The 15806-nt window shown below is 67.1% G+C and carries 18 protein-coding genes; 8 read left to right on the top strand and 10 right to left on the bottom strand.

The window, feature by feature from the left end; all coding sequences use genetic code 11:
• Positions 1-196 precede the first annotated feature (196 nt).
• Together ASF32_RS02425 and ASF32_RS02430 are read left to right on the top strand one after the other, a co-directional pair.
• Positions 197-1111 carry a lipid kinase gene (locus tag ASF32_RS02425; protein WP_056423376.1) on the top strand — a complete coding sequence of 305 codons (915 nt, stop codon included), beginning with the start codon at positions 197-199 and terminating at the stop codon, positions 1109-1111.
• Positions 1112-1156: 45 nt separating this feature from the next.
• Positions 1157-1900: a TerC family protein gene (locus ASF32_RS02430; RefSeq protein ID WP_056423044.1), complete on the top strand. Its 744-nt coding sequence runs from the start codon at positions 1157-1159 to the stop codon at positions 1898-1900.
• A gap of 190 nt (positions 1901-2090) precedes the next feature.
• On the opposite strand, the gene ASF32_RS02435 is transcribed toward ASF32_RS02430, so the two are convergent.
• The 5 genes from ASF32_RS02435 to ASF32_RS02455 form a co-directional block, all read right to left on the bottom strand.
• The gene (locus ASF32_RS02435) at positions 2091-2981 is read right to left on the bottom strand and encodes a phosphatase PAP2 family protein (RefSeq protein WP_056423048.1); all 891 of its coding nucleotides are present in this window, start codon (positions 2979-2981) and stop codon (positions 2091-2093) included.
• Between the two features lie 145 nt (positions 2982-3126).
• Positions 3127-4008: an alpha/beta fold hydrolase gene (locus ASF32_RS02440; RefSeq protein WP_056423050.1), complete on the bottom strand. Its 882-nt coding sequence runs from the start codon at positions 4006-4008 to the stop codon at positions 3127-3129.
• A gap of 173 nt (positions 4009-4181) precedes the next feature.
• On the bottom strand, positions 4182-5024 hold the full coding sequence (gene dapD, locus ASF32_RS02445) for a 2,3,4,5-tetrahydropyridine-2,6-dicarboxylate N-succinyltransferase (RefSeq protein ID WP_056423053.1): 843 nt from the start codon (positions 5022-5024) through the stop codon (positions 4182-4184).
• Positions 5025-5112: 88 nt separating this feature from the next.
• Positions 5113-5376, bottom strand: a complete 264-nt coding sequence (locus tag ASF32_RS02450) for a YARHG domain-containing protein (RefSeq protein WP_056423056.1) — start codon at positions 5374-5376, stop codon at positions 5113-5115.
• 88 nt (positions 5377-5464) lie between these two features.
• Positions 5465-5917, bottom strand: a complete 453-nt coding sequence (locus ASF32_RS02455; RefSeq protein ID WP_056423059.1) for a Crp/Fnr family transcriptional regulator — start codon at positions 5915-5917, stop codon at positions 5465-5467.
• A gap of 176 nt (positions 5918-6093) precedes the next feature.
• On the opposite strand from ASF32_RS02455, the gene ASF32_RS02460 reads away from it, so the two are divergent.
• Positions 6094-6315 carry a hypothetical protein gene (locus ASF32_RS02460; RefSeq protein WP_056423062.1) on the top strand — a complete coding sequence of 74 codons (222 nt, stop codon included), beginning with the start codon at positions 6094-6096 and terminating at the stop codon, positions 6313-6315.
• Between the two features lie 3 nt (positions 6316-6318).
• On the opposite strand, the gene ASF32_RS02465 is transcribed toward ASF32_RS02460, so the two are convergent.
• Positions 6319-7005 (bottom strand): response regulator transcription factor, encoded by a 687-nt coding sequence (locus ASF32_RS02465; protein WP_056423065.1) that lies wholly within the window; start codon positions 7003-7005, stop codon positions 6319-6321.
• 267 nt (positions 7006-7272) lie between these two features.
• Between ASF32_RS02465 and ASF32_RS02470 the strand changes: the two genes are divergently transcribed.
• Positions 7273-7809, top strand: a complete 537-nt coding sequence (locus ASF32_RS02470) for a L,D-transpeptidase family protein (protein ID WP_056423068.1) — start codon at positions 7273-7275, stop codon at positions 7807-7809.
• Between the two features lie 13 nt (positions 7810-7822).
• On the opposite strand, the gene ASF32_RS02475 is transcribed toward ASF32_RS02470, so the two are convergent.
• On the bottom strand, positions 7823-9145 hold the full coding sequence (locus ASF32_RS02475) for an MFS transporter (RefSeq protein WP_056423070.1): 1323 nt from the start codon (positions 9143-9145) through the stop codon (positions 7823-7825).
• Positions 9146-9302: 157 nt separating this feature from the next.
• Between ASF32_RS02475 and ASF32_RS02480 the strand changes: the two genes are divergently transcribed.
• Positions 9303-9734: a MarR family winged helix-turn-helix transcriptional regulator gene (locus tag ASF32_RS02480; RefSeq protein WP_056423073.1), complete on the top strand. Its 432-nt coding sequence runs from the start codon at positions 9303-9305 to the stop codon at positions 9732-9734.
• A 71-nt stretch (positions 9735-9805) separates the two neighbouring features.
• On the opposite strand, the gene hisS is transcribed toward ASF32_RS02480, so the two are convergent.
• From hisS to secB, 3 genes are all read right to left on the bottom strand, one after another.
• Entirely contained in the window at positions 9806-11344 is a 1539-nt protein-coding gene (hisS, locus tag ASF32_RS02485) for a histidine--tRNA ligase (RefSeq protein WP_056423076.1), read from the bottom strand.
• Between the two features lie 106 nt (positions 11345-11450).
• Complete coding sequence (locus ASF32_RS02490) at positions 11451-11936, bottom strand: DUF3429 domain-containing protein (protein WP_056423079.1); 486 nt, start codon at positions 11934-11936, stop codon at positions 11451-11453.
• 233 nt (positions 11937-12169) lie between these two features.
• Positions 12170-12682 carry a protein-export chaperone SecB gene (gene secB, locus ASF32_RS02495; protein WP_056423082.1) on the bottom strand — a complete coding sequence of 171 codons (513 nt, stop codon included), beginning with the start codon at positions 12680-12682 and terminating at the stop codon, positions 12170-12172.
• 436 nt (positions 12683-13118) lie between these two features.
• Here secB and ASF32_RS02500 point away from each other — a divergent pair, with 436 nt between their 5' ends.
• The 3 genes from ASF32_RS02500 to ASF32_RS02510 are packed head-to-tail and all read left to right on the top strand — an operon-like array spanning position 13119 to position 15701.
• On the top strand, positions 13119-13847 hold the full coding sequence (locus tag ASF32_RS02500) for a Tim44/TimA family putative adaptor protein (RefSeq protein ID WP_056423379.1): 729 nt from the start codon (positions 13119-13121) through the stop codon (positions 13845-13847).
• A 16-nt stretch (positions 13848-13863) separates the two neighbouring features.
• On the top strand, positions 13864-15048 hold the full coding sequence (locus tag ASF32_RS02505; RefSeq protein WP_244478188.1) for an MltA domain-containing protein: 1185 nt from the start codon (positions 13864-13866) through the stop codon (positions 15046-15048).
• Positions 15045-15701, top strand: coding sequence for a Smr/MutS family protein (locus tag ASF32_RS02510; protein ID WP_056423085.1), 657 nt, complete (start codon positions 15045-15047; stop codon positions 15699-15701). Before ASF32_RS02505 ends, ASF32_RS02510 begins: the two co-directional genes overlap by 4 nt.
• Positions 15702-15806 lie beyond the last annotated feature (105 nt).

Consider the following 15806-nt stretch of genomic DNA (forward strand, 5'->3'; position numbering starts at 1 on the left):
CCTCGCGGGAGCGCCCACCTCTTGAGAGCTTGACGGGTCCGGGCCCCTCTGGCGGCCGAGGCGTCGGCCGCGATGTCGGACTCCTTCTCTGCCTTTGCGCTGACGCGGCGCGAACGCACCGGGGGGTTCTGACACACGTGGTTGTATCGATGATCTTTTGCGGCATCTCGGGATGCTCGTTTTCGGAGGTGGCCTCATGAGTGCCGCATCCACTCGCCGGGCCCTCCTTCTCGTCAATCCGAACGCTCGGAACGGCTCGTTTTCCCTCGACGCCGTGCGCGATTCCTTGCGCGCCGCCGGCATCGAGCCCTTCGAGCCGCCGGGCGATCCCGATTGCACGGCAGTGATCAAGCGTCACGCGAAGGAGTGCGATCTCGTCATCCTCGGCGGTGGCGACGGCACCATGAATTCGGCCGCCCCCGCTCTGGTCGAGACCGGATTACCGTTGGGGATCCTGCCGCTCGGCACCGCCAACGACCTCGCCCGCTCCCTCGGCCTGCCCACCGACCCGGTGGAAGCCGCCGAGCTCATCGGCACGGCGAAGCCCCAGGCGGTGGATCTCGGCTGGGTCAACGGCCGCTACTATTTCAACGTCGCGAGTATCGGCTTCTCCGCCGATCTTGCGGGTGACCTCACCGCCGAATCGAAGAAGAAATGGGGCACGCTCGGCTACGCCATCGCGGCCATGCGCGTCCTGAGGCGGGTACGTCCCTTCACGGTCTATCTCGAACATGACGGACTGACCGAGACCATCACCACGATCCAGGTCTCGGTGGGCAACGGGCGCCACTATGGCGGCGGGATGACCGTGGAAGAGACCGCCACCGTCGATGACGGCAAGCTCGATTTCTACAGCCTGGAGGTCACGCATTGGTGGCGGCTCATCGCGCTGCTGCCGGCCCTCCGTCGGGGCACCCAGGGCAAAGCCGCCGACGTTCGTGCCTTCAACACCACCGAGATCGTAGTGAAGACGAAGAAGCCTCGTCCGGTGAACACCGACGGGGAACTCTCCACCTATACGCCGGCGCATTTCAAGGTCGTGCCCAAGGCCCTCCGGATCTTCGCGCCGGAACCTTCGGAGCGTCCCGGCATCATGCCCGCCGCATCCTGATCTTCCGCCGCTTTCCGACCTGACGACGTTCGAGGTTCTCTCCCCGTGGATTCGCTTCTTCAACTCGCCGCAGACCCGACCGCCTGGGTGGCGCTCGCCACCCTCATCGTGATGGAGGTGGTGCTCGGTATCGATAACCTGATCTTCATCTCGATTCTCACCAACAAGCTGCCGGCCCATCAGCAGACCAAGGCCCGCCGCATCGGTATCGGCCTCGCTCTGATCCTTCGCCTGGGCCTGCTCGGCACCGTCGCTTACATTGTCCACCTGACGCAGCCGGTCTTCGAGATCTTCGGCAAGGCCTTCTCCTGGCGGGACATGATCCTCATCGGCGGTGGCCTGTTCCTGCTGTGGAAGGCGACTAAAGAGATCCACGAGACCGTCGATCCCGATGACGGCCACGAGGATGCGTCCGCCCCGGTGGCGCTGAGCTTCGCCGCCGCCGTCGGGCAGATCCTGGTCCTCGACCTCGTCTTCTCCATCGACAGCATCATCACGGCCGTCGGCATGACCGATCACGTGCCGATCATGGTGATCGCCGTCATCACGGCCGTCACCGTCATGCTGCTGGCAGCCGACCCGCTGGCGCGCTTCATCGCCGCCAACCCCACCGTGGTGATGCTGGCTCTCGGCTTCCTCATCATGATCGGCATGACGCTGATCGCGGAAGGTTTCGGCGCCCACGTACCGAAGGGCTATATCTACACTGCCATGGCCTTCTCGGCCGGCGTCGAGGGGCTCAATCTCCTCGCCCGGCGCCGGAAGCGGGGCAAGACCAGCGCGGGGTAGGGGCAAAGCCCCTCCCCTTCCGTTTCACGGGAAAACGAAGAAAGGCCCGACCGGGACAGCGGTCGGGCCTTTCTTCATTCGATCATCGATCGGTCTTGGCGGATGGACTCAAACTTCGCTCGCTTTCCTACGCAGGCGGGTGACGGTCCGCGGCCAACGTCGCCGGTCGCGGACGCGTCTTCGTGACCGCCTACAGGATCGGCTCGCGTAGGGCCGAGGTCTCGCGGGCACAGATTGCCGCGTCCGGTGGCAAGCCTTCTTGCGAGAGGTTCTTGCCGATCTCCACCCGTGCCTTTTCGAGATCGGCCCGGAAGCCCGCATCGCCCTGGAGCGCGCTGATGACGACGCTGGCCGTGGTGCGTCCGGCCTCCACGTCGCTGGCCCAATGCACGCCGCAAACGATGCGGTTCTCACCGTAAGCCTTGCCGCGCAGGAAGAACTGTGTGGCCTTCTCCGGAACCAGGGCCGCGAGGATGGATGCGTAGGCCCAGCCTTGAGTCGCGTGACTCGAGGGGAAGCTGAACGCGTCTCCGAGTTCGCGGGTCCGCGCCACGCAGATCTCCGCGTCGTTGCCGACGAAGGGACGCAGGCGACGGTAATGTTCCTTGAGTGGGCGGGTGGCCCGGCTGATATCGAGGCGCGTGCGTTCGAGCAGCGTCATCAGGGCCGGCGAGCGGGACTGATCGATCTTGCGCCCGAGTACGCAGGCGAAATCATCGAGGATGGCCGAGGGGCCGTCCGCCACATCCGCCGTGGCGAGTTCCCAGCGCGCGCTACCCTTCAGGGCGCGGGTCGCCGAGAAGATGGTCTTATCCGCCGTTTCGGCAGCCGATTGACCCCGCGGGGGCGGAGGCAGGATCGCGACTGTATCAGGTGCTGTGGCGTCGGACAGATAGGGCGCGCGTGCCGGCATCCCCGGCGTCAACGGAGTCGCTGCGACGGCTGGCGCCGACCGAGGCTTTCCGCTCGTGGCTTTGGTGTCCGCGGGGTTCGGCGTGGGCGCCTGCGCCATGACGGGAGCCGCCATGAAGGCGCAGGACGTGAAGGCAAGCGACGCGAGAGCGGGAAGCAGAGGAGACATGGCAGCGGCTCAGGGTGAAATGCGTCGGGAATGGCAAGCGATAGGGGAGCCATAGGGTTCCTGAACGACACTCGTATGGCACTCGAAACGCATGACATTTCGTCATTCCGTAACGAATGTGCCCCTCGACGGCCGCGGGATCCCCCTAACGGATGCCCGCGCGGATCGCGGCGGCGACCTCCCACGGATATTCCTCGTGCGGGCTGAGGGCCCCCGGAACCGAAGCCTTGGCCACATGGCCGGCGGCGATGAGGGCGTCCATCTCGGCGCCGGACCGGCGCGGGGCGCGTTCGGGACGCAGGACCAGGATCGGCGGAAGCCCTTCGGCTTCGAACAGGGCCAGGAAGTCCTTGCGGCCCTTGAACGGGTCGAGCCCTCCGGTGACGAAGGCCGCCGTGCCGAAACGGCCACCCGGCTGGAGCGTCACGGCATGTTTGTCGGCTATGATGCCCGGTGTGACGTGGTCCGGATCGGCATAGACATGCGCGCGCATCATCCGGCCGATCACCGGGGGACTGATATTGACGCGGTAGAGCGCCTCGCCGAGAAGCGGAAGCTCGATAGCCTTGCGGATCCCCGAGAGCCAGCCACGGCGCGCGTCGCCGAGCGCGGTGGGCAGCGGTCCACGCCATGTGGGAGCGACGAGAGCGAGCTGGTCGAACTGGCCTGGATGCCGTTGGGCGGCTGCCACGAGATAAGGGGCCGCATGACCCGCCGCGATGCCGATGGCGTAGGGGCCCGGCACGGCTGCGATCAGCGAATCCATGAAGGCATGGAAAGTCTCCGGCTCCATGGCGATGCGGGATCGCGGATGGTTGCCGAAGCCGGGCCAGTCGGGAATGAGGCAACGGTAGTCGTGGCCCAGGATCTTGGCCAGGGGCCGCATCTCCGCCCGTGCTGAGATCGACGACAGGGCGGGCAGGAGCAGAGCGGCCGGGCCGCTCCCGACGATGTCGCACGGCGTAGGGACCTTGCGCTCCAGCACGTCGAGCTGAAAGCCACGGGTGGAGTGGGCAGGCTCGATCATCGTTGGCAACGCCTCATCCGGGACGGTCTGCATCGGATTGGAGATCTAACGCGCCGGTCGCTGCCGCATAGGCCGGCTCGGTGTCGCGCCAGGGCCGAGGACGAGCGTCCGCCTCCCCTCTTTCCTCGACGGGAAAGAGGGGAGTGCCGATCCGCGTCGAATGCGTACGGGTCTCAGGTCCGGAGCAGCTCGTTGATGGCGGTCTTGGAGCGGGTGCCGGCATCGACGCGCTTGACGATGACGGCGCAGTAGAGGCCGGGGCCGGGCGTGCCGTCGGGCAGGTCCTTGCCGGGCGTCGTGCCCGAGACCACCACCGAATAGGGCGGCACGCGGCCATACATGACCTCGCCCGTGGACCGGTCGATGATCTTCGTCGACGCGCCGATATAGACGCCCATGGAGAGCACGCTGCCCTCACCGACGATCACGCCCTCGGCCACCTCGGCGCGGGCGCCGATGAAGCAATTGTCTTCGATGATGACCGGGTTGGCCTGGAGCGGCTCGAGTACGCCCGCGATGCCGGCGCCGCCGGAGATGTGGCAGTTCTTCCCCACCTGCGCGCAGGAGCCGATCGTCACCCAGGTGTCGACCATCGTGCCCTCACCCACATGGGCGCCGAGATTGATGAAGGAGGGCATCAGCACCGCGCCCGGCGCGATGTAGGAGCCACGGCGCACGAAGCAGCCCGGCACGGCCCGGAAACCGGCCTCACGAAAATGCTTCTTCTTCCAGCCCTCGAACTTCGATGGCACCTTGTCCCACCAATTGGCGCCATCGGGTCCGCCATGGATGATCTCCATGTCGTTGAGGCGGAAGGACAGCAGCACCGCCTTCTTGAGCCACTGGTTGACCTGCCATTCCTCGCCGACCTTTTCGGCCACGCGGGCCTTGCCGGTATCGAGGAGATCGAGAGCCTCGTCCACGGCGTCGCGCACGGCGCCCTTGGTCGAGACGTCGATGCCGGCACGCTCCTCCCAAGCAGTCTCGATGGTGGTGGAGAGATCGGCGTGGGACATGGTGGCGTTCCGGTCGGTTAGGGGGAAGGGCCGTGCTTACAAAAGGCGGCCCGGCCTGTCACCTCGGGGCATCAGGCGAGACGCAGGCTCACTCGCGGCAGCCGTTACGGGTTTCCTCCCGCACGATCTCGCCGACCTTCGCCCGGTCGCGGGCAGAGAGCGGGACGTCGCGGATGTCGGAGAAGCGGCAATTGACGTTGCCGAAGGCCGAGATCGCCCGCTGCGTCTTGAAGCAGTAGCCGGCCTCCGCATAGACCGCGTTGCGCTCGCCCCAGAGCTCGTCGCAGGGGGATGCGGCCAGGGCGGGGGCGGCGGGCAGGAGAGCGAGGCACAGAATCACGAGGGCACGCATGGGCACTTCCTGGGCAGGTGTGAGGACCTGAAGGCTTGTGGCCCGTCTGTGCCGGTTTCGCCAGATCTCGGAGCGCGCCGATCGGCCGTCAGAACGCATCGATCCTGGCGCGGACGCCGTCGAGCCCCTTCACCAACGCATCCAGGTCGTCGGCGAGGGTGGCGTGGATCGTCTCGGCCGCGTCGGGAAATTCCTCGAGCACCCGGCGCATCAGCGTGGGCGTGATTCGGACGACCTCCGCCGGTGTCACGGCATGGGCATCGGTGGGGCGCTCGCCGCGCAGGAACAGGGCCATCTGTCCGATCAGGGCGGAACGGCCCACCCGGACGGGCTCGGCTCCGTCCACGCGGGGCGCCAGTTCGATCGTTCCGGACATGACGACGAACCCGCCATCGCTGCGCTCGTCGCGGGCGAACAGGACGTCGCCCGCCGTCAGGCTGCGGCGCTCGGCGGCGAAGGAGAGGAGTCTCAGGGCATCGCGCGCCATGTGGCTGAACAGGGGCGCGGCCGCCAGGATCGCGATGTCGTCGTCGAGCCCCAATGCCGTGCGCTCCCTCAAGACGGAGGTAACCCCTCCGACGGATCAAGCCTTAGCCGAAGGCGGGCGAGGGGGAAATCCGGCGCTGCACCGGCGCAGGGACGGAGCGTCGATCAAACAGATGTCATGAAACCGGTCGATAGACGCGTCTCTCAAGCAAGACGAAGACGGAAATTCCGGTGTCCAATCACTTCTGCCTGGATCCGAACGATCCCTATGCGCAATCCGAAGTCCTGGTTTTCTTCGAAGGCCAATATCCGGATATCCGCCTGCTGTCGGTCATCGACCGCAACGACGACGAAATCCTGTCGGATCTCGTCTACGAGCAGCAGCGCGACCTCATCCGGGAGATTGCGGCCTTCTACACGTCCGGCGGTGATGCGCCGAACGCGGCTGCCTGATCCTCAGGGCAGCAGCTTGTAGCCGCCGCCTTCCGTCACGAGGATGGCGGTAACGGCCGGGTTCGGCTCGATCTTCTGGCGCAGGCGGTAGATGTGGGTCTCCAGCGTATGCGTGGTGACCTGCGCGTTGTAGCCCCAGACCTCGGCCAGGAGCGTATCACGTCCCACCACCTCGCGGCCGGCACGGTAGAGGAAGCGCAGGATCGCGGTCTCCTTTTCGGTGAGCTTCAACTTCGAGCCACGCTCGCAGACGAGGAGCTTCGCGCCGGGGCGGAACGTGTAGGGGCCGATCTGGAAGACCGCGTCCTCGCTCGCCTCATGGCTGCGCAGATGCGCGCGGATCCGCGCGAGGAGCACGGCGAACTTGAAGGGCTTGGCGACATAATCGTTGGCGCCCGCCTCCAGGCCCTCCACCATGTCGTCCTCCGAATCCTGCGCGCTCAGCATGATGACCGGTCCGCGATAGCCGTTGCGGCGCATGGCCCGCACCGCCTCCCGCCCATCCATGTCCGGCAGGCCCACATCCATGATCGCGAGGTCGATCCGGTCCTCGGCCACACGGGCGAGGGCGGATTTCGCGTCTTCCGCGCTGACGATGACGAACTCCTCGTACAGATCGAGTTGCTCGATCAAGGTTTCGCGCAAAGACTCGTCGTCGTCGCAGATGAGCAGGCGATGGGTGGTCGACATCGGCCGGGATACTTTCACACGCAGCTGGGAAGACCGGACGGGCCGGTTTCGAAAACCTGAGAGATGGCCGAATCGTCGGCCGCGAGCGTAAAACAGCAGAGTGATGGATGTTTTATGTCAGAACCTTGAACGACTTCGCGGCGGGGCCAGACTTCGCACATCCTCGACGGCTCGACGCCTCGAAAAGTTTCTCGCCGGCGCGACCATCGAGCGCCGTGACGAGGAACGCGCTGGTCGGAACCGGTCCGTTCGGACGATAAGTCGGGCATGATCCCGCTGACCCTCTCTCTCATCCGCGTCCGCCGGCTGGTGGGTGACCCGACCCGCGGGCAGATTCTCATGGCGGGCTCCATCATTCCCTGTGCGCTCGGCCGCTCCGGCATCGGGCAGGTCAAGCGGGAAGGGGACGGCCTGTCCCCGCGCGGTCGTTTTCGCCTCCGGGCCGGGGCCTATCGGCCGGACCATTTCGGCGCGCGCCCCTGCACCGCCCTGGCTCTGCGCCCGACGCGGCCGAACGACGGCTGGTGCGACGACCCGCGCGACCGGCGCTACAACCGCCCGATCACCCTGCCCGCCCCCGGCGTGAGCGCGGAACGGATGTGGCGGGAGGACGGTCTCTACGACCTCGTCGTCGACCTCGACTACAACCGGCAGCCGATCCGGCCGGGACGCGGCTCGGCGATCTTTCTGCATGTGGCACGGCCGGGATACCTGCCGACGGAGGGCTGCGTGGCGGTGAAGCGAGCCGATCTCGTTCGCCTGCTGCGGCGCGTCGGGCCGCGTACGCGGCTGCAGATCCTCTGACGGCCGCATCCCGCTATCCACGCGTCGGCAGGGCGACGGGTGAGACGCCCCGCCGGTCTCCCGGACGGGACAGGGTCATGACCAGGATGGCGGCGAGGATGCACAGGGCGCCGGCGGCGAAGAAGGCCGGCAGGTAGCTCGACAAGGCCGTGCGCGACAGTCCGGCACCGTAGGCGATGGTGGCGGCCCCGAGCTGATGGCCCGCGAACACCCAGCCGAAGACGAGGTTCGCCTTCTCGCGCCCGAACCGGGATGCGGTGAGCCGTACGGTGGGTGGCACCGTGGCGATCCAGTCGAGCCCATAGAAGGCGGCGAAGACCGACAGGCCGACGAAGGAAAAGTCGGAGAACGGCAGGAACATCAGTGAGAGGCCACGCAGGCCGTAATACCAGAACAGGAGCCAGCGGTTGTCGTATCGGTCGGAGAGCCAGCCGGACGCCACCGTGCCGATGAAATCGAACACCCCCATCGCAGCGAGCACGCTCGCCCCCTGGACCGGGCCGATGCCGTAATCGGCGCAGAGGGGGATGAAATGGGTCTGGATCAGCCCGTTGGTGCTGGCTCCGCAGATGAAGAACGTGGCGAAGAGAACCCAGAACACGCCCGTGCGCGACGCCTCCGCCAGGACCCCGAGGGCGGAGCCGTTCACGGCCGGCGGCGCGACGGCGCCGGTAACGGCGGTCTCGCCATAGGGGGCGAGGCCCATCTCCTCCGGCCGGTCGCGCATCAGCGCCGTGACGGCGACCCCCGCCGCGAGCAGGAGTCCACAGATCACCAGGAGTGCTGCACGCCAGCCGAGATGCTCGGTGAGGGCAGCGAGGAGCGGGAGAACGATGAGTTGGCCGGTGGCCGAACTGGCGGTGAGGAGACCGACGACGAGGCCGCGCGACCGCGAGAACCAGCGGGTCGCGATGGTGGCGCCGAGCACCAGGGCGGTAAGCCCCGTGCCGATGCCGACGACGACGCCCCAGAGCATGACCAGCTGCCAGACCTCGCTCATGAAGAGGGAGGTGAGCAACCCCCCGACGATGAGGAGAAGCGCCAGGAGCACGATGCGGCGCGGGCCGTAGCGGTTCATCAGCTGGGCCGCGAAAGGCCCCATCAATCCGAACAGCACGAAGCGCACGGCCAGGGCCGATGAGATCGTCGCCGTGTCCCAGCCGAACTCCTTCTGAAGCGGCAGGATCAGGACGCCGGGCGCACCCACGGCGCCGGCCGTGACCAGCATGGTGAGGAAGGTGACGGCGGCGACGACCCAGCCGTAATGAACGTTCCGGCGGGCGAGGGGCCCTGCGACGGCGTTCGACAACGATCCGACGGGAGCAGTGATGGACATACGGCCTCTTCGGGTTCCGCATGGTGGTTCGGCGTGACGACCCGGCGAGCAAGCCCGGCACCACGACGCGGTCGGCCTTGCTTAGGCGCATATGCACTCGTTAGACAAGCATCTCGTCCCCGGACCCCGTGATTCCGTATATCGAGGATTTCTCACGATGGATTTGGCGTCACCGTGCCACTGCATCGCCCTACGCCAGGCATCGCGACGGCTGACGCAGCATTACGACCAGCATCTCGCGCCCACCGGCCTGCGGACCAGCCAGTACGGCCTGTTGCGCAGCCTAGGTCGTGTCGGGCCGATCTCCATCAACACCTTCGCGGAGATCATGGTGATGGACCGGACCACGATGGGGCGCGCTCTTCGTCCCCTCACGCGGGACGGGCTCGTCGCCGTCGGTCCCGGACCGGATGGTCGCACGCGCTCCCTCACCCTCACCACTGCGGGGCGGAGGCGAATGGAGGACGCGCTTCCCCTTTGGGAGCAGGCGCAGCAGACGTTCGAGGAACGCTACGGAGCAGTGCCGGCAAGCGACCTGCGCCACGCGGCGCTCAGCCTGGCGAGGACGGAGCTGTCACCAGCCGAGTGAGAGGGGCGGCGGCCGAGTGATCCGGGGGGCGGGACCGCGCATGGCGCAGCCTCCGGTTGTCCCGGTCGCCTTCAGAAATGCCGCGCCAGCACCTCGCGGACACGCTCGACCATCTCGTCTTCCTTCACCGAGAACTGGGCCGGGCGCGCCGCCTTCCATTCGGCGTTGCTGGCGATGTCGCCCGCCGCCTTGGCACCCTCGATGAGGTCCTTGATCTGGACTTCGCCGGCCTCGCGCTCGTTGGAGCCCTGGATGATGGCGCAAGGGCTGCCGCGCCGGTCGGCGTATTTCATCTGCGCCTTCATGCCGGAGCCACCGAGATAGAGTTCGGCGCGAATGCCGGCCTCGCGCAGGCGCGCTACGAGGCGCTGGTAATCGGCGATGTTGTCGCGGTCGAGAACCAGCACCACCACCGGACCGGGCTTCGCGGTGCCCTCGAGGAGAGGGCTCCCGGTCAGTTGCAGCGCCGAGAACAGGCGCGACACGCCGATGGAGAAGCCCGTCGCCGGCACCGGCTCGGCGCGGAAGCGGCCGACGAGGCCGTCATAGCGGCCGCCGCCCGCCACCGACCCGAAGCGCACGGTCTGGCCCTCCTCGTTGGTGACGGGGAAGGTCAGCTCGGCCTCGTAGACAGGGCCGGTATAGTATTCGAGGCCGCGCACCACCGAAGGGTCGGCCCGGATGCGGTCGTGGCCATAGCCCGCCGCCGCACAGAGCCGCATGATCGCATGCAGTTCAGCGATGCCCTCACGGCCGGTCTCGGACGAGCCGACGACATCGCTCCACGAGCCGAAGAATTGCTCCCAGAACGCCATCCGGTCGCCCTCTGCGTTGGGAGCGGCCTGGAAAGAGACGTAGGCGAGGATGCGCTCGATGGCGTCGGGTGTGAGGCCCGCACCTTTAGCGAAATCACCGCTCTCGTCCTTTCGCCCTTCGCCGAGAAGTTGGCGTACCCCGTCGACGCCGAGGCGGTCGAGCTTGTCGATGGCCCGCAGAACCGTGAGGCGCTGGCCGGCCTTGTCCTCGCCCGAGAGGCCGATAGCCTCCATGACGCCGTCGAGCACCTTCCGGTTGTTGACCTTGATGACGTACTGGCCGGACAGGCCGAGCTTTTCCAGCGTATCGGCCATCAACATGCAGATCTCGGCATCCGCCGCGACGGAGCCCGCGCCGACGATGTCGGCATCGCATTGCATGAACTGGCGGAAACGGCCGGGACCGGGCTTCTCGTTGCGGAAGACGTAGCCGGCACGGAAGCTGCGGTAGGGCTTGGGGATTGCGTCGAAATGTTCGGCCACGTGCCGGGCCAGAGGCGCGGTGAGGTCGTAGCGAAGGGACAGCCAGGATTCGTCGTCGTCCTGGAACGAGAACACGCCCTCGTTGGGGCGGTCGAGATCGGGCAGGAACTTGCCGAGGGACTCGGTGTATTCGACGAAGGGCGTCTCCAGCGCCTCGAACCCGTAGAGCTCGAAGCTCTGGCGGATCGTCTCCAGCATCCGGTGCTGCGCGGCGATCTCATCGGCGCGACGGTCGACGAAGCCGCGCGGCAGGCGCGCCTTCAACGTGTCGGCCTTCGTGGGATCGGCCTTCTTGGATTCGGCCTTGGCCATGGTGTCTTCGCTTTGCGTTCGGGCTGTCGATGTCAGGCGGGCTCTATCGCGGGTGCTCCCGAGCGGCAAGCGTGCCGGGCAAAGGGAGGGACGCCGGGTGCCGTCGTTAGAGCTTGAGGCCGAGCAGCGCGCATAAGCTGAGAATGGCGATGGGGATCTGCAGCGGGCGAAGTCGAGCGAAGAAGAGCGGCGCCTCGCCGGTACGGGCGGCGATGGGATCGAGGATCGCCACGGCGGTGAAGCCGGCGATGAGAAGGGCGAGGGCCGCCACTGTCTGGCCGAGGGATGCGGACAGGAGCGCGAGAAAACCGAGGCCGAACAGGCCGAACATGGTGGCGATCTGGATGAAGGTCGGACCACCCTCGGTGCGGAAGCTGACACCACGCCGTACGCCCGACAGAAACAGCAGGATCGCACAGCCCCATAGAATGGTGAGGTAGAGGACCGCATCGCCGAGATCGTCCCGCCGCCACCAGGCGAAAGCTGCACCGAGGGCGAACGGCACCATCGGCCCGTAGCCGAGAACGATGCTGAGCCAGGGCACGCGACGGGGCTCACTCACGGTGAGCGTGCGGTTGTCATCTCGCTTCATGCCGGGAGAGCTCCTCCATTCACCCAGCCGGGCAACCGTCGCGCCGTGGCCCAGTTCCGGAGCGCGACGTGCTTGAGATCGGCGCCGGCAGGCCAAGCGCGGCTGTTTTCACGTGCAACAGGTGGACTTGCCGCTTGCTCGTATCCCGATACGACAACGCCCCGGCACGCTGAAGGCGGCCGGGGCGTTGTCGGGATCGATGGCGGAAATGCCTTGGCAGATCCGTTCGTGGATCAGGAGGCGAGGGGACCGGTCGGAGTGTTGCCCTGCTGGTTCTGGGCCTCGAAGGCCTTCTGGCGGTAGAGACCCACGAAATCGATCGGATCGATATAGAGAGGCGGGAAACCGCCGTTGCGCACGGCCTCGGCGATGATCTGGCGCGCGAACGGGAAGAGAAGGCGCGGGCACTCGATCATCACGGCCGGATGCAGCTGGTCCTGGGGGATGTTGCGCATGCGGAAGATGCCGGCATAGTTCAGCTCGAAGGCGAACAGCACCTCGTTGTTGATCTTTGCATCGCCTTCCAGGGTCAGCTCGACCTCGAAATCGGCCTCGGCCAACTGCTTGGCGTTGACGTTGACCTGGATATTGATCTGCGGGCCGCTTTCCTGCGGCTGGAGCGAGCGCGGCGCGTTGGGGTTCTCGAAGGAGAGATCCTTGGCGTATTGGGCCAACGCGTTGATGGCGGGCGACTGGTCCTCGGCGGGAGCCGCGCCGTTGCCGTTCGGTGCCGGGGTATCGGCCATGGCGATCTCGTCCTCTTTCGCGGGGTCTACTGGGCCACCTCGGCGATCCACTGCGCGGCGTATCGTCTGATCGTCGCAGGGCCGGGGCCGAGAGCACAGCGCGCTAACACGATGGGCCACCCCGGACAAGACGAGGGGCGGGAGGAGGCGATCCGCAGGCGCGTCGATCCGGTCGAGGAACCGGAGCCGTCTCCGAAGTCGGCGGTCTGCTCTTGACCCTGAGGCCTCCGGCATGGCTCCTCCCTGCCTGGATACGGCGCGCGGGCAGCCCCATATGCAGGGTGACCTCGTGGGTCGCGCCCTCCTCTCGCGGGCGGGATCCTTTGAATTCTCCGGCTCGATCCTTGCGCAACGCTCCAATAAAGGGCGTAGCGGCGGGATTCTTGGGAGCCCCCTCGAACAAGCATGTCGTGCGACGGCCACGATCGGATCGGTGATGCAGGATTCTTTCGATTTGACGACCCTGATCTTCCTGGGACTCGCGGTGTTCGTCATTTGGCGGCTCCGGTCTGTGCTGGGGCAGAAGACCGGAGCGGAGCGCTCGCCGTTCAAACCGGTGGACCGGAACCACAATCCGTCGCAGCCGACCCGGTCGGAAGGCGATAACGTGGTGCGTCTGCCAGGGGCGGACCGGGTTCAGCCGCAGCCTGATTCGGCACCGGCCGCCGCTGCCGTCGCCCGCGACTGGCGCGGCATCGCCGAGCCGGGCTCCGCTGTCGCCCATGGTCTCGAAGCGATCGTTCAGGCAGAACCGAACTTCGAACCCCGCGCCTTCGTCGAAGGTGCCAAGGGTGCGTATGAGGCCATCGTGATCGCCTTCGCCAAGGGCGACCGCAAGACCCTGCGCAGCCTTCTCTCGCGCGAAGTCTGCGAGGGGTTCGAGCGGGAGATCACAGCCCGCGAGTCGCGCCGTGAGACAGTGGAGACCACTTTCGTCTCTCTCGACAAGGCGGAGATCGTTGCCGTGGATGTCCGCAACAAGGTGGCACAGGTGACCGTACACTTCCTCTCGCATCTCATCACCGCGACCCGCAGCGCCGATGGTCAGGTGATCGACGGCAATGCCGAGGCCGTGGCCGAGGTGCCGGATGTCTGGACCTTCGCCCGCACGCTGGGCAGCCGCGATCCGAACTGGCAGCTCGTGGCCACGGAAGCCGGCGCCTGAGGATCCAGGGTTTGTCGTGACCGGGTTTATCAATCGGGCATCCTTCGCCGCCCTAGCTCTCGTTGCTGGCTGTCTTCCCGGCCCGGTCGCTCTCGCGACCGGGCCGCTTCGCGTCGGAGAGGCGATTCTCGAGCCCGTGGACCCGACCGCCTTGCCGGGCTTTCCCGGCTCCGATCCGGCCGCTTCCCTCGAGGTGTTCCGCCGGACCTGCGCCGCTCCACCGGTGGAGATCGCCGCGACTGTCGCCGGCTCGGCGGAGGATCTTGCCGCCGCCTGCACCCTTGCGGCCTCGGTCAAGCCGGAAGAGGCCAGGGCCTTCTTCACGCGGAATTTCGATGCCTACCGTATCGTAAGAGCAGGCGAGGCGGGTGGTCCTTCGCGCCGGACGGGCTTTCTCACCGGCTATTTCGAACCGGAACTCACCGGTGCCCTCGCGGCCGGCCCCGGCTTCACCACCCCGGCCCTTGCCCGGCCGGACGATCTCGTGAGTCTCGCCCCCGGTGAGACGAAACCCGGCCTCGATCCGACATTGCGGGCGGCACGGGCGACGCCGGGGGGCTTCGAGCCTTACCCCGACCGTGCATCCATAGAGGATGGAGCAATCGGGGAGCGGGCACGGCCGCTCGTCTACCTGCGCGATCCGGTCGATCTCTTCGTGCTCCAGGTCCAGGGATCGGGGCGCGTACGCCTTCCCGATGGACGGGCGGTGAGGGTGCTCTATGACGGCCGCAACGGTCGTCCCTATACGTCGGTGGCCAAGCGCATCGTCCAGGCGGGGCATCTCCCCCTCGAGGGCCTGACGCTCGCCCGCTGGACCGGCTGGCTTCGCGACAATCCGGCCCTTGCCAAGCCACTGATGCGGGCAAACGCCTCCTACATCTTCTTCCGACTCGCCGAAGTGGAGGATCCCCGCCTCGGCCCTCCGGGCGCGGCCGGCGTACCCCTGACCCCGGGCCGGAGCCTGGCGGTCGACTCCACTTTGTGGCGTTACGGAACGCCGTTCTGGCTCGAGGGACGGATCGCCGGGGAGGATGCCCCGGGGCGCCTCGTCGTTGCGGCCGATACCGGTTCGGCCATCGTCGGCCCGGCGCGCGGGGACCTTTATCTCGGCACGGGAGAAGCGGCGGGGATCGCCGCCGGCAACCTGCGCGATGCGGTCGGCTTCGTCGTCCTGCTGCCGAAGCCGCGTGCGGTCCCATGAGGATGCCGCGCAGACCCCGCGGCCTGTCGGGGGAGGACGCCTTCCTCTGGGGCGAAATCGCACGGCTGATCACGCCGCTGCGCGGACGTGCTCCTTCTCCGAAGGCCAAAACACTGCCAACTGGGGATCCCCTTCCTCCGAAGCGGAAACCGGAAGTACCGGCGCTCGTTGCCAAGCCTGTTGCCAAGCCTGTTGCCGAAAGGGCCGGCTTGCCCGGTGGCGTGAAAGCGCCCCCGAAACGCATTGTGAAACCTGTCCCCGCCCCCGCTCTCGTGGCGGCCCCGGCGGCCATCGTCACCCCACCTGCCCTGCCGGGCCTGGAACGCAAGGCTCGCCTCGCCTTGCGGCGTGGATCGCTCAAGGTTGAGGCACGGATCGACCTTCACGGCTTGTATCAGGCCGAAGCTCATGATGCCCTGATCGGCTTTCTCATGCGCTGCCGTTCGGCGGGCCATGCCCATGTCCTTGTCGTCACCGGCAAGGGGGGCGGGGCAGGCTATGACAATGCGTTCTCGGAGCGAGGGGTCCTGCGCCGCTCGGTGCCGCATTGGCTGCGTGCGCCGGAACTGCGCAGCGTCGTCATCGGCTTCGAGGAGGCGGCGCGCCATCACGGTGGCGCCGGAGCCCTTTACGTCCGGCTGAGGCGACGCTGACGTCGTGAATCGAGGCGTCTCCCGGCGAGAAGAGCGCGATCCCGCATTCCGATCGCCTATGAGGGGCTTGAGCAGGATGCGGAAACGCGATATGGGGAGGTCCCT

Source organism: Methylobacterium sp. Leaf91, from assembly GCF_001422815.1.
Classification (GTDB): domain Bacteria; phylum Pseudomonadota; class Alphaproteobacteria; order Rhizobiales; family Beijerinckiaceae; genus Methylobacterium.